General features: G+C 34.0%; 13 protein-coding genes, 1 rRNA gene and 1 other RNA gene. 6 read left to right on the forward strand and 9 right to left on the reverse strand.

All coding sequences use genetic code 11. The annotated features are described in order from the left end of the window. Positions 1-231 (forward strand): hypothetical protein, encoded by a 231-nt coding sequence (locus tag PGH12_RS08405; RefSeq protein WP_267600098.1) that lies wholly within the window; start codon positions 1-3, stop codon positions 229-231. Between the two features lie 154 nt (positions 232-385). Next, the gene (locus PGH12_RS08410; protein ID WP_267600099.1) at positions 386-1,276 is read left to right on the forward strand and encodes a DUF72 domain-containing protein; all 891 of its coding nucleotides are present in this window, start codon (positions 386-388) and stop codon (positions 1,274-1,276) included. A gap of 32 nt (positions 1,277-1,308) precedes the next feature. On the opposite strand, the gene PGH12_RS08415 is transcribed toward PGH12_RS08410, so the two are convergent. The 6 genes from PGH12_RS08415 to PGH12_RS08440 form a co-directional block, all read right to left on the reverse strand. Continuing rightward, the gene (locus PGH12_RS08415; protein ID WP_267600100.1) at positions 1,309-1,914 is read right to left on the reverse strand and encodes a hypothetical protein; all 606 of its coding nucleotides are present in this window, start codon (positions 1,912-1,914) and stop codon (positions 1,309-1,311) included. 37 nt (positions 1,915-1,951) lie between these two features. Beyond that, on the reverse strand, positions 1,952-2,596 hold the full coding sequence (locus tag PGH12_RS08420) for an HD domain-containing protein (RefSeq protein WP_267600101.1): 645 nt from the start codon (positions 2,594-2,596) through the stop codon (positions 1,952-1,954). Positions 2,597-2,689: 93 nt separating this feature from the next. Beyond that, positions 2,690-3,529: an alpha/beta hydrolase family protein gene (locus tag PGH12_RS08425; protein WP_267600102.1), complete on the reverse strand. Its 840-nt coding sequence runs from the start codon at positions 3,527-3,529 to the stop codon at positions 2,690-2,692. A 90-nt stretch (positions 3,530-3,619) separates the two neighbouring features. Further along, positions 3,620-4,510, reverse strand: a complete 891-nt coding sequence (locus PGH12_RS08430; protein WP_267600103.1) for a ribokinase — start codon at positions 4,508-4,510, stop codon at positions 3,620-3,622. Between the two features lie 61 nt (positions 4,511-4,571). Then, on the reverse strand, positions 4,572-5,213 hold the full coding sequence (locus PGH12_RS08435) for a DUF4241 domain-containing protein (RefSeq protein WP_267600104.1): 642 nt from the start codon (positions 5,211-5,213) through the stop codon (positions 4,572-4,574). Positions 5,214-5,284: 71 nt separating this feature from the next. Further along, entirely contained in the window at positions 5,285-7,900 is a 2,616-nt protein-coding gene (locus tag PGH12_RS08440) for a valine--tRNA ligase (RefSeq protein WP_267600105.1), read from the reverse strand. A 214-nt stretch (positions 7,901-8,114) separates the two neighbouring features. Here PGH12_RS08440 and PGH12_RS08445 point away from each other — a divergent pair, with 214 nt between their 5' ends. After that, positions 8,115-8,582: a DUF1573 domain-containing protein gene (locus tag PGH12_RS08445; protein ID WP_267600106.1), complete on the forward strand. Its 468-nt coding sequence runs from the start codon at positions 8,115-8,117 to the stop codon at positions 8,580-8,582. 96 nt (positions 8,583-8,678) lie between these two features. Then, complete coding sequence (locus tag PGH12_RS08450; RefSeq protein WP_267600107.1) at positions 8,679-9,548, forward strand: polyphosphate kinase 2 family protein; 870 nt, start codon at positions 8,679-8,681, stop codon at positions 9,546-9,548. A gap of 66 nt (positions 9,549-9,614) precedes the next feature. Here the strand turns inward: PGH12_RS08450 and rnpB are convergent. Then, positions 9,615-9,938, reverse strand: an RNA gene (gene rnpB / locus PGH12_RS08455) — RNase P RNA component class A. A gap of 169 nt (positions 9,939-10,107) precedes the next feature. On the opposite strand from rnpB, the gene PGH12_RS08460 reads away from it, so the two are divergent. Beyond that, entirely contained in the window at positions 10,108-10,599 is a 492-nt protein-coding gene (locus tag PGH12_RS08460; protein WP_267600108.1) for an RNA polymerase sigma factor, read from the forward strand. Further along, positions 10,592-11,263 (forward strand): DUF8845 family protein, encoded by a 672-nt coding sequence (locus PGH12_RS08465; RefSeq protein WP_267600109.1) that lies wholly within the window; start codon positions 10,592-10,594, stop codon positions 11,261-11,263. Before PGH12_RS08460 ends, PGH12_RS08465 begins: the two co-directional genes overlap by 8 nt. 64 nt (positions 11,264-11,327) lie before the next feature. Here PGH12_RS08465 and rpoN read toward each other — a convergent pair whose 3' ends face one another. Both rpoN and rrf read right to left on the reverse strand, forming a co-directional pair. Next, entirely contained in the window at positions 11,328-12,791 is a 1,464-nt protein-coding gene (rpoN, locus tag PGH12_RS08470) for an RNA polymerase factor sigma-54 (protein ID WP_267600110.1), read from the reverse strand. Positions 12,792-14,010: 1,219 nt separating this feature from the next. Then, positions 14,011-14,118, reverse strand: a 5S ribosomal RNA gene (gene rrf, locus PGH12_RS08475). Positions 14,119-14,207: the final 89 nt, after the last annotated feature.

The raw sequence follows: 14,207 nt of genomic DNA on the forward strand, positions 1-14,207 counted from the left end.
ATGAAAAAAATTTTAATAACTTGTTCTATTGTGCTTTCAGGGCTGGGTTTCGCTCAGTCTTCAGACGACAATTCCTACGTCTACGAAAAAACACCTGTAACCCAAGAAGATACTTTTCCGGGAAATCCGGGAGATCCGAATGCGTCACCAATCGATCAGTATATTCCTTTACTTTTATTGACTGCGATAGGATTGGTTGTCGTGCTTAAAAGAAAGCAAAAGACAGTTTAATTACTGAATATTTAATAATCACAAACTCCTAAAGTTAAACTTTAGGAGTTTTTTTTGAAAAGCAAATATTTATTAAACATCTGAACCGAAATAGATTCGTGCTTTTTTATATATTTGTTTAGATAAGAAAAAAGATTCTTAAAAATATTACAATATGAAATTCGGACAAGTAGAAGATCCTTCGCAAATAGATTTTACGTTACCAAAAGATCATCCTAGAACTAAAGAAATTTTAAAGGAAAATAAAAAAGGTCTGGAAAATATTTCTATCGGATGTGCAAAATGGAACAAAACGGATTTGAAAGGTTTCTATCCGAAAGGAACGAAAGATGAGCTGACCTATTATGCCACACAGTTTAATTCAATCGAATTAAATGCTACATTTTACAGTCTGCCTTCCGCCGAACAGGTTTTGACGTGGAAAGTAAAAACACCTGCTGATTTTAAATTTTTCCCAAAAATCACCAACACAGTTTCACATTTCAGAAGACTTTTAAATATTGATGATGTGGTCACACAATTTGCGACGGCAGTATTGAATTTTGACGAAAAACTTGGAATGGTTTTCCTACAGCTTCACGATAATTTTAAGCCAAAAGACTACGAAAGACTGGAACAGTTTGTGACTAAATGGCCAAAAGAAGTTCCCCTCGCAATAGAACTCAGAAATACAGAATGGTTTACTGATGAGGATATTTTTGATAAAACCTGTCAGCTTTTTGAAGATAACAATATCACAAATATTATCGTAGATACTGCCGGAAGAAGAGACATGCTTCATATGAGACTTACAACGCCAACTGCTTTCATAAGATATGTAGGAGCAAATCATGAGAGCGATTATGATAGATTAGAAGATTGGCTGAAACATTTAACTAAATGGAAAAAAGAAGGTCTGCAAAATCTTTATTTCTTTGTTCACCAAAATCTTGAGAAAGCCTCACCTTTACTTTCTGCACATTTGATTGAGGAAATGAATAAAGACTGGAAAACAGATATTAAAATTCCGAAGTTAGCTTTTGAAACTCCACCGAGTTTGTTCTGATAAATAATTAATTAAGATTTAATTAAATTTATCTAATTATGCTTTACCTGTTTTTTTCGCAGCATTAAAGAAATATTTAGAAATATCAAAAGGAAACAGAGCGTCACCCAGATTCCTGTCTGCATATTTTCAAAATTGTAGGCCTCAACATGCTTTTTTGCCTGTTCAGAAAGTTTCTCACTTTGAATAATGTAGTTTTGGGCCTCCACAATCTGATCCATATTTTTATTCGGGACAGCATGTTGAGAGAAGTAGACCAGATTTTTCTTGCCTAGATAACCAGCGACCCAGTATTGATCTGATTTTGTCAGTTTAAGATGCTCAATTCTGTAATATTCGGGACGTACTTTACCTATGTGTTTGGTTTCGAATGTTCCGCTTTTATCAAGATTGTTGACATTAATTACATAAAAATCAAGCGGCTGCGGAAGTTTATTGATTACCTGCAACGACACCGAATTGCTAACAATGCCGATCGAACTTTTCTTGACAAACCAATACGTGAAGAGCGAAATGGAAATCACCAGAGTAAAAACCCGAAAGATCTTTGCCCATTTCGCAAACGATCCGGATCTCACCTTAAAAAGGAAAAGTGAAAGAATCAGTGAAAAAAAAATGATAGAAATGATAAATCCCATGCTGCAAAGATAATCATTAGAGATGTTTCACGGAATGTTAATCAACATTCCATTCTGCAAAAAATTGATCCAAAAAATTCAGCATAAACTGATGTCTTTCCCCGGCTATTTTTTTTCCCTCTCTTGTATTCATTAAATCTTTCAACAGGAGAAGCTTTTCGTAAAAATGGTTAATAGTCGTTCCGTTTGATTTTTTGTACTCTTCTTTTGACATATTCATCTGGGGTTTAAGATCCGGATGATACATCAGATTATTTTTAAAACCTCCAAAATTGAAAGTCCTTCCAATTCCGATGGCGCCGATAGCATCAATACGATCTGCATCTTGCACGATTTTTAATTCGATAGGCAAATCTTTTGGCGCTTCTCCTCTATTTTTGAATGAAATATTTTGAATGATAAACAAAACCTGCTCTATAATCTCTTCACTTACTTTCTGACTTTCCAGAAATTCTCGAGAAATTTTTAAAGCTAAAGATTCGTCACCATTGTGAAATTTGGGATCAGCAATATCATGAAGTAAGGCAGAAAGTTCTACAACTTCAAGATTACAGTGTTCGGTTTTTGCGATTTTTTTTGAAAGTTTCCATACTCTTTCGATGTGAAACCAATCGTGTCCGGCTTCCGCGCCTTCCAGTTTTTCTTTTACAAATTGTACGGTGTTTTCTATGATGTTGTTCATTTTAAGTTTATTTCTTTCGTTTATTTTATTTAAAGGCATTCCCAAAAATTATTGAATCTCAGCAAGCTTTCGAAAATAGCAAATTTTGTCTTATTACTTCACTTCATTTAGAACAATTTCCCAAAGATTCATGTTATATTTTCTGAAAAAATTGATGTGTCCTATTTCTCCTTTTTCAGATTCAGAAGTTTTGATTAATCTGTAGGTTGGTTTTAAATTCGGGTAGGTATCATTCAGTAGAGATTTTACTCCTTTATCCGTTAACCAAGCATCATCTTCAGCTTGTATCACAAAAACTTTCTGTTTTAAATCTTTTGAAAAGTCTTCAGTTTTAAACAATAATTTGTTGGTAGATTTGGGGTTCAAAATTAACGTTCTCCAGTCATAAGCGCAATTTTTTGGCAGACTTTCTCCCAATCCAAACCAATGTGCCGGAAAATAACCGAATAGCTCTGTGAAAAAAGGCTGGGCAATTCCGAAACCGAGTAAAGCTTCAACTTTTGTACGCCATCTTAAATGTCCGACAAAAGCGTTTTGAGTGCCAACAAAGATAAATTTGTCGAATATTTTTGAATCTTTATTCATTCCTAAAATCAATGCGCCCACCGAATGACCGAGACAAAATTTCTGATAATCCGGAAATTCATCAATTATAAATTGAGTAATTACTTTGTAATCTTCACTTCCCCACATCCTCATCGATGCATCGAAGTTTCTCATTCTCTGAGGTTTTGAAAGACCAATACCGCGATAATCATACGTAATAACGGTAAATCCTTTTTCAGCAAAAAACTGAGCGAAAGAAAAATAGACATGCTGTCTCACACCGGTAGCAGAATTGATCAGCAAGACCTTGTGATTGTTTATTTCAGGTTTAAAAACATGTGCAACAATCTGAATCTTATCATGTGTTTGGAGAATCAGTTTTTCCATAAGATCAAAATAAAATATCCACCGATAAAAGTGGATATTATTATGTTGAGATTGTATTAATTTTTAACTTTTCGATATGCAGCAAATAATTTACTTAAAATAATCTGAATATCTAGGAAGTGCTGTCTGCGCACCTTTTCCTAAAGAAACCTTTGATGAGACTTCATTTCCAAACTTCACGCATTCTTCGATTGAGTTCTTATGGCACAACGCTATTGCGAAACCAGATGTGAACGCATCGCCCATTCCCATTTTATATACCATACTTTCATCTTCATTTCTAAAATATTTCATCTCTGTACCATCAAAATAGACTGTAGAATTGGTCTCGTCGCGGATGAAAACCTTATTAAAATATTTTTTTAGAACTTTTTCTCTTTGATCGTCACCAAAGATAATCTCTAATTCGCTGCTTTTAGCAACAATAAAATCTGCACTATCAATTATTTCCTTCGTAAGCGGTCTTCCCGGAGAAGCATACAAACCTACCATTTTCCCGTAACTTTTTGCTTTCCTGACAGTATATTCCACAACATTCATTGGAATTTCCAACTGCAAAAGAACCATATCCGCTCCGTAAATATATCGGTCTGCTTCCTCCACGTCTGCAGTTGTAAGATAATTATTAGCGGCAGGAACTACCACAATAGCAGCTTCGCCATCAGAACTTGTGACGTATGCTGTTCCGGTTGCATCTTTATCAGTCTCTGTAACGTATCCTACGTTTACTTCTTCTTCGACCAGATTTCTCATGATTTGCTGACCTAGTGGATCAAATCCCACGCATCCTATAAAATAAACACTTGCACCCAATCTTGCCGTTCCTACTGCCTGATTTGCACCTTTACCACCGAAATAATTATCACAGGAACTCGCCATCACTGTCTCGTTAGAAGATGGTATTTTCTCGGTATATAAAATCAAATCCAGAGAGCAACTGCCAACAACGACTATTTTAGGCTGTGTCGAAGTAAAATTCATATTTTGTATTTTTAGCTTTTGGTAAATTTAAACAACTTAGTGTTACAAATAATAATTATTTTTAATTTACTAAAATCTCTATAAATTCAGTAACGATTTTGACAGGTTTATCATTCTGCTCATACGCAATATAACTGGCGTAAAAACCTTCTCCATAACCCGTTTCGAAGCCAAAAATTGTCCCGGGAAGCTCATCCGATGGCTTTAAAAATGCATATTGATCGATTGCTCCTTTCTCATCAAAAAAATGCTCATGGAAAAACTCTTCGTAAATCCCCATAAAATCGTCTCCTTTTCTACGGTAAAGCTTCTGCTCGAGTTCATTGAGACTTGCCTGCGTTTCAACATCCATGAAACAGCCCATTCCGCTTTCTACAGGATAACCAAAAACTTCACCTTCTGCTAAATCTTTGATATTCTGACTTTCGGTTGTTGCTAATTTCCACGATGTAATTTCTGAATCGTTGAAAACGATTTCGGCATAAGCAACGCAATTGCTTTCTCTTTCTTTATGAAGTAAAACTGCAAAATCGCCTTTCGGAAAAACATCTGTAAATGATTGCATATCATTTGTAATCAAAGGATCACAAGCAACCAGTTTTCCGGTTGAAAGATATATTTTTCCCACATCAAAACTTTCAAGAAGCGGACTTTCTACAAAGTTTTTTGAGAATAGTTTTTTTATATTTTCTAGGTGTGTCATTTTTAATTTTTAGGTTAAGGTTGAGGCTAAGATTAAGATGTAGTCAACCTTAGCCTAAGTCTCAACCTGAATTACAAACTTTTCAGCTTTTCTTCAAGAATCGCAATCTTATCCTGCGCGTCTTTTTGTTTCTTACGTTCCACTTCTACCACTTCAGGTTTTGCGTTGGCAACGAATTTTTCGTTGGAAAGCTTTTTATCAACAGAAATTAGAAATCCTTTAAGATATTTTACTTCCTCTTCTGTCTTCTTTTTTTCTTCTTCTAAATCTAATTTTTCACTTAAAGGAATTGAAACTTCAGTCGATCCAACCAGGAACGTGAAACTCGGTTTATCTGTTTTTTCATTAAAATGAATTTCAGAAATACTTGCTAGTTTTTTAACAACTGCTTCGTTTTCAAAATTGGCAACGTTTGTATAAACTTCAACCGCTTCTCTTGGTGAAATTCCTTTTGTCTGACGGTAATTTCTTACTCCTGAAATGATTTCTTCTGCAGTTTCAAAGTTTTTAATGATATCTTCATTAAATTCTTCTGCTTTCTTTTGCTGAGCGATTACCAAAGCTTCTTCAGGTTTTCTTTCTGAAATCAACTGCCATAATTCTTCTGACAAGAATGGCATAAAAGGATGCAGAAGTTTCATTAATTCTTCAAAGAAAATAATCGTCTGATTATAAACTTCTTTAGAAATTCCTTCTCCGTAATTTGGTTTAATTGCTTCAAGATACCATCCGCAGAAATCGTCTTTCACCAATTTTTGAATCAAATGCAAGGCATCAGAAATTCTGAATTTATCAAACTGATCATTGATTTCTGTAATTGATTTATTTAATTGATTTTCAAACCATCCAATTGCCTGATGATCTGAGTCAATCAATGGTTTATCTTCTTTTGTCCAGTTTTGGGTTAAACGGAAAGCGTTCCAGATTTTAGTCATGAAATTTCTTCCCTGAACCATTAAATCTTCGTCAAACAACAAATCATTTCCGGCAGCCGAACTCAGTAAACTTCCAACACGAACTCCATCTGCACCGTACTGAGAAATCAAATCTAAGGGATCTGGTGAATTCCCCAATTGCTTAGACATCTTTCTTCGCTGTTTATCTCTTACAATTCCAGTAAAATAAACATTTTTAAAAGGAACTTCACCTTTAAATTCTAACCCCGCCATAATCATTCTGGCAACCCAGAAGAAAATAATATCCGGACCTGTTACCAAATCTGAAGTCGGATAATAGTAATTGATATCTTTATTATCAGGATCAAGCAAACCGTCAAAAACCGACATTGGCCACAACCACGAAGAGAACCAGGTATCAAGAGCGTCCTCATCTTGCTTTAGGTTGCCCGTTGTTAATTGGTGATTATTGGTTTTTTCTTTAGCTAAAATTAATGCATCTTCGATGTTTTCTGCAACTACGAAATCATTTTCACCATCACCATAATAGAATGCGGGAATCTGCTGTCCCCACCAAAGCTGACGGGAAATATTCCAGTCACGGATGTTGTCCATCCAGTGTTTGTAGGTGTTTTTAAATTTTTCAGGATAGAATTTCACTTCATCATCCATTACAACGTCTAACGCAGGTTTTGCGATATCAGACATCTTTAAAAACCACTGGACAGAAACTTTAGGTTCAATAACTGCGCCTGTCCTTTCAGAAGTTCCTACTTTATTTACGTAATCTTCTACTTTCAACAAAAGATCATTTTCGTCTAATTCCTTAGCGATTTGCTTTCTTACATCAAATCTGTTTTTTCCGGCGTAATGTAAACCATGATCATTCAGATTTCCGTCATCATCTAAAGAATCAATCATTTGTAGATTGTGCTTTTGTCCGATTTCGTAATCATTGATGTCGTGAGCAGGAGTGATTTTTAAAGCTCCTGTTCCGAATTCAATATCAACATATTCATCTTCAATAATCGGAACTACTCTGTTTACAATCGGTACAATAACGTTTTTACCTTTCAAATGAGCATATCTCTCATCATTTGGATTGATACAAACTGCAGTATCACCAAAAATCGTTTCAGGACGCGTAGTCGCTACCGAAAGAAATTCTTCTGTACCTTCAATTTTATACTTTAAATAATATAATTTTCCGTTTTGTTCTTTAAAAATTACTTCTTCATCAGAAATATTGGTTTTTGCTTCCGGATCCCAGTTCACCATTCTGTAACCTCTATAAATAAGTCCTTTATTATATAGATCAACAAAACTTTTGATAACCTGCTGCGACATTTTATCTTCTAACGTAAAACGAGTTCTGTCCCAATCGCAAGAACAACCTAATTTCTTTAATTGTTCAAGAATGGTTCCTCCGTATTTATCAGTCCATTCCCAGGCATGTGTCAAAAATTCTTCACGGGTGATATCAGATTTATTAATTCCTTCAGACTTTAGTTTAGCAACAACTTTAGCTTCAGTAGCGATTGAAGCATGATCCGTTCCCGGCACCCAACAAGCATTAAAGCCCTGCATTCTTGCACGACGCACCAAAACATCTTGAATGGTATTATTCAACATATGTCCCATGTGAAGAATTCCTGTAACGTTTGGCGGCGGAATGACTACCGTATAAGGCGGCTTCTCATTAGGTTCTGAGTGGAAATATTTGTTTTCCAGCCAGTAGTTGTACCATTTCTGTTCTGTATCTTGTGGATTATATTTTTCTGAAATCTGCATAAATTCTGGTTTCTTTGACTTATAATCTGCAAAAATAGTTTAAAGTAAAAAAATGTGAGCATTAATTAAAATAATTTTTAACTTTGTTTCTCAAAATTTATCTAACAAATATATTAACATTCAAGAATATGAATTGCCCAGACTTGCTTTTGGATAAATTCCGGTAAAGTCATGCGATAATATATTACTTTTAAAATTTAATAAAAATCTTCATATGAAAACATTATTTGCAGGAATTGCATTATTCGGAACGATTGCTTTAGCATCTGCGCAGACAATTACATTTGACAAAACTACTTTTGATTATGGTGCGGTGAAACCAAATTCAGACGGACACAGATTTTTTAATGTAACCAACACAGGTGATAAGCCTTTGATCATTTCAAATGTAAAGGCATCTTGCGGATGTACAGTTCCTGAGTGGAGTACAGATCCTATTGCTCCCGGGAAAACAGGCAAAATAAAAGTTGGATATGCTACAGCTAACCCTGGTGCATTCAACAAAATGATTGAAGTATTTTCTAACGACCCTGTTAACAGCAGAAGTGTGATTTACATCAAAGGCGATGTAAATGCTAATGCTCCTGAACCAAAACCTTTGACTCCGGAAGAGCAAAAAGCTGCTGCTAAAGCTGAAAAGAAAGCTGCTAAAGCTGCCAAAAAAGTGGCTGTAAAAAGTTAATATTATTTCAAAATAATACTAAACCGTCTCAATTGAGGCGGTTTTTTTCGTTATATTTAGTAAATATTTAAATATAAAAATTCAAAAATCTAAAAAATGGCAGATAACTTTTCGGATGACTTTCTTGTAAAAGGAAAATTTTCAATAAAAAAAACTTCAACAGAATATAAAGGCAAACTTACAAAAGAAGAAGGAATGCAGATACTTGAGAAGGAAAAAGAAAAACTACGGGAACTTCAGGAAAAATTATATGCCGATGGCAGCAAATCTCTTTTGGTGGTTCTTCAGGCGATGGATGCTGCAGGAAAAGACAGTTTGATTGAGCATGTTTTCGGTGGGGTAAATCCGCAGGGATGTAATGTCACAAGTTTTAAAACTCCCAGTTCGAAGGAATATTCTCATGATTTTTTGTGGAGACATTATTCAGCCCTACCACAAAAAGGGATGATCGGAATTTTCAACCGTTCGCATTATGAGAGTGTTTTGGTTTGTAAAGTGCATCCTGAATATAATTTAAGTGAAAAAACATGGGATTCTGTAAAAGATTTTGATGATAAATTTTGGAAAAACAGATATGAAAGCATTAGAAATTTCGAAAAACATTTAGCTCAAAACGGAACTACGATTATTAAGATTTTTCTTAACGTTTCGAAAGATGAACAAAAGAAAAGGCTTCTTGACCGAATCAATGAGCAGGAAAAAAACTGGAAATTCTCAACAGCCGATTTACCGGAGCGAGCGCTATTTGATGAATATATGACTTGCTACGAAACTGCGATTAATGAAACCTCGAAAGATGAAGTGCCGTGGTACGTACTTCCCGCAGATAACAAATGGTTTGCGAGGCTTGCGGCAATACAGATCATTATTGATACGTTAGAAAAAATGGACTTGAAATTTCCCGAACTTTCAAAAGAAGACAGAGCAGGTTTGGATGATGCTAAAAAACAATTGGAAAGTGAATAAAGAAGAATCTAATAAAATATAAAATAGCCTTGTGAAAATGTGGCTATTTTATTTCCAGCTAAAAAAATCACGAGAAAATCTGTAAGCCGGATTTTGTACTTCCTAAAAAATGCCTGTTATTTATCTACGTTTTACATTGCTGCAAAACTTGAGCTGATTACCCCTCGGCTTTCAGGACGAGCCGCCCCTATTTTCATTGCTGAAAAGAACCGATATACTTATCATTGCACCGCAAAGAGTTTACCTGGTTTCACTACAGCCGAACTGTACCTGCTTTCTGTTGCACTTGTCCTATCCTCACGGATGACGGATGTTATCCGCTTTGCTGCTCTATGGTGTCCGGACTTTCCTACCCTTACCGAAATAAGAATCAACAAGCCGACTTTCTCGTGGCTGCAAAGATAGGAATTAGTTATGAGTTAAAAGTAATAAGTCAATGCCCTAGAGTCGAGAAAACTTGGCCATGAATATATTTCAAACCCATCACTTATAATTAATAACTTATAACTCTTCACCAATTACCACATTATTGTTATCTTCGTGCCAATTATACAGAATTTTGATTTCCAAAGAGAAAGAATTTGCCCAGCTTATAAAAGATAATCAAGGTTTGATTATTAAAGTTTCGCGGCTGTATACTAACTCTCTTGAAGATGAGGAAGATCTTTTCCAGGAGATTGTCTTGCAGTTGTGGAGAAGCTACGATTCATTTAAAGGAAATTCAAAAATATCTACCTGGATGTATCGCGTAGCTCTTAATACAGCAATCACGCTTTTCAGAAAAAAGAGCAAAAGTTTACCTACCAACGAACTCGACATCAATCACAGAGATTTTATTGAAGATGATGATGACAAGCAACAGCAAATCTCATTGTTGTATACTGTTATCAAAACTCTACCGAATGTTGAAAGAGCAATCGTAATGATGTATCTGGATGATCTTCCCTATAAAGACATTGCAGAAAACCTTGGAATAACCGAAGTGAATGCTCGCGTGAAAATGAACAGACTAAAGAAAGTCCTTAAAGAAAAAATGGAACGAAATGCCTGAATTTGACATAGACAGTTTTAAGAAAACATGGCAGGAGCAGCCTGTTGAACCCAAATATAACAACGACGAAATCCTTCAGATGTTGAATAAAAAATCGCGCAATTATGTGAAATACATTTTTTGGATCAGTGTCGTTGAATTCGTTCTTTTCACTATTTTTGGTCTTTTTCTGATACTTCAAAATAAAGAATCTAATACTTTTCTTACTTCCTTACAAAGATTAGGCGTTGAAAAAAACGACGAGATGCAGAATATTCTTGATAATATTTATTTGATTATCAAAATCTGTACTTTATTTATAACAGGTTATTTTGTTATCCGATTTTATAAAAATTATAGAAAAATAAAAGTTGAAGAAGATCTTAAAGAATTCATTTCAAGAATTATCAGCTTTAAAAAAACAGTCAATGCCTTCATTTTAATAAACATTTTAATTGTGGTTGTTTTTACGTCTGCTCTCACAATTTTTGGAATTTACTCTATAAAGAACCAAAATAGTGCACTTGCCAATTCGTCAATATTAGCTTTTATTATAAGTTTTATTATTAGTACTGTGCTTTGTGTGGTTTTAATTTGGGCTTATTACAGATTGGTGTACGGAATTCTCATTAAAAGACTAGATAAAAATCTTGTTCAGCTCAAAGAGATTGAGTCTCAGGAATAATAACTTTAGAAGCATTAAAAATAAAAAAAGCGTCAGGAATAATCCTGACGCTTTTATATTATTGTTATAATTCTTTTCTAAGTCTTGCAACCGGAATATTCAGTTGCTCCCTGTACTTAGCGATCGTTCGCCTCGCAATATTATAGCCTTGTTCTTTTAAGATAACAACCAAAGCATCATCCGTTAATGGTTTTCGTTTATTTTCTTTACTGATGACTTCCTGAAGATGCATTTTGATTTCTTTTGTAGAAACTTCTTCACCATCATCATTCGTAAGACTGTCGGAAAACAAGTCTTTCAAATATAAAATACCATTCGGCGTATCGGCATATTTACTTTTTACTACTCTAGAGATTGTAGAGATATCGAAACCTGTAATATCGGCAATATCTTTAAGAATCATTGGTCTTAATGACTTCTCATCACCTGTAATAAAATAATTATGCTGAAATTTTACTATAGCGTTAATGGTCTGTAACAAAGTATTCTGACGCTGATTAATCGCATCGATATACCATTTGGCAGCATCTAATTTTTGTTTGATGAATAACGCAGCCTGTTTATGCTCTGATGAATTTTTATCATGAGAATAAGTTGTTAAAATATCTTTATATTCTTCAGAAACACGTAAAGTCGGCGCATTTTTGCTGTTCAACATAGGGATTACCAAACCATCTTTTACTTGAATAACAAAATCCGGAATAATCTCCTGATTGATTGTTATGGTCTGAGTTTCAAAATTTCCTCCAACTTTAGGCGAAAGTTTAGCTATTTCCTCCAAAGCATCCTTCAGATCTTCTTCTTCTATATCGTACTTTTGAATAATTTTGTTATAATGCTTATTCGTTAAGGCATCAAACTGGAATCGCAAAATATTTGCTGCTAAAGAAATCGCTTTGTTGGCACTAACTTTCTTTTCTATTTGCAATAGCAAACATTCTTGCAAACCACGCGCTCCAACTCCTGATGGATCAAGTTTTTGAATATAATTCTCTAATATATCTTCTACTTTTTCTGTAGTGGTATAAATTCCCTGAGAAAATGCAAGATCATCAACAATTGATTTCACTTCTCTCCTCAAATAACCGTCAGTATCAAGGTTACCAATAATATATTCAGCGATCTTTAGATCTTCTGAATTAATATTGATAAGGTTAATCTGTTCCATCAAATAATCATACAGAGACTGACCTTCTGTTAAAAGACTTTCGTTATCAAAATCTTCATCATCAGCAGAATAATTGCTTGACGCTGTTTTGTAAGTAGGTTCATCATCGTAGATGTAATCATTTACATCAAAATCCGTTTCAATACTTTCAGTACCTTCAGTTTCATATGAATCTTCAATTGACGAATATTCATCTTCCTTTGGCTCTTCTTTTGCAACTTCTAACGCAGGATTTTCCTCCAGTTCCCTTTCCAATTCCTCTTCAAATTCTAACGTATGAAGTTGAATTAACTTCATCAGTTGGATCTGCTGGGGAGCGAGTTTTTGTCCTAATTTAAGCTGTAAATGTTGTTTTAGCATATCGACTCTGATTTTACATAACGTATTCTACGAATTTAGTAATTATTTTTTAATAAAAATAACTTTTAGCATGATTTTTGCTTTATGCAGATAATTATATCAATAATGAGAAAAACTCATGTGCTAGCGTGAGTTTTTTTTTGTCCAAAATATTCATCAATTTCCATTTGCATGATAGAATTAACGTCAAAATAAGAATTAAGAATATAAGATTTTCAAAATTTCTTTCATTATTCCAATGGAGATCTATACCGATTCTAATACTTACTGAGTAATATGCTTTTACTAATTTCGACAGTAATGGCACTACAAGGTAGAATTTTAACAAGAAGCATCACAGCATAATTTAATTTAATATAGATCTTATTACAGAAATTACCACCTTATACTCAATTACACATTTAAGAAATACGCTTTTTTCGAAATTTCTCTTAGCCTTTGAATCATAGAAAAATATTGACATTATTTAACAGTAGTAAATAATATTGTTTGGTTAATTTTAAAAAATATTTTTTGAAGATAAAATTTTTGGTACTTCAAAGGAGGTTACTATACTAAAACAGACCCTATAAGGTTTGAGAAGCAAAAGTAATTTACATCGGTCTTATTTTATCCTTTAAAGGATTTTTTTTAAGAAGACCTCTTATAATCTGTCGGCTTAGATAATTCTAATAATACAACCTAACATAACTTATTAACTTGTATAAAATTACCATATTTCGAAATATCACTGTTATAAAAAATTCTTGCAAAGAGTATTAGAGTTATTTTTAAAAATTTTAATGATTAATTGTATGAAGACATCATTTCAAATTTTGAAAATATTCTAATGTTGATACAGAAAATTTAATTGTTGATATTGCTTAGCTACATTATACTCAGAGAAATTATATTTAATCATAAGATAGTTGTAATTTTCACTATGCTTAAATTCATATTTTAGTTCAAGTTAAATAGCTCTCTTCTCAAGAAACAGTAATATTTGATGTATTCTAATTGTAGCCAGCGCTTTATACTTAAAATAATTGATTCGGATGTAAATGCTAACTGCAATAAAGCGTTATCCAGAACCATAGTTCTATGATGTTTTGCCTGGAACTAATAATTGCTGGAATTAGAATGAAGTTAATAGCTGTTATTACAATTACGTTTAACTTTCAATTGCGTATACACAAAAAAAAGCTCCTTTATCGGTTGATAAAGGAGCTTTAAAAAAAAAGACTGGCGGCGACCTACTCTCCCGCTTTCGCAGTACCATCGGCGCTGGTGGGCTTAACTTCTGTGTTCGGAATGGGAACAGGTGAGCCCCACCGCTAAAACCACCCTAAAGGTTGTATATAGCTGTAAGCATTAGGCTTTAGGCCTTAAGCTTATGGCTTTTTAATCGATAAAAACAGTCACAAAGAAAAAACCTTT

This window comes from Chryseobacterium sp. CY350, from assembly GCF_027945075.1.
Classification (GTDB): Bacteria; Bacteroidota; Bacteroidia; order Flavobacteriales; family Weeksellaceae; genus Chryseobacterium.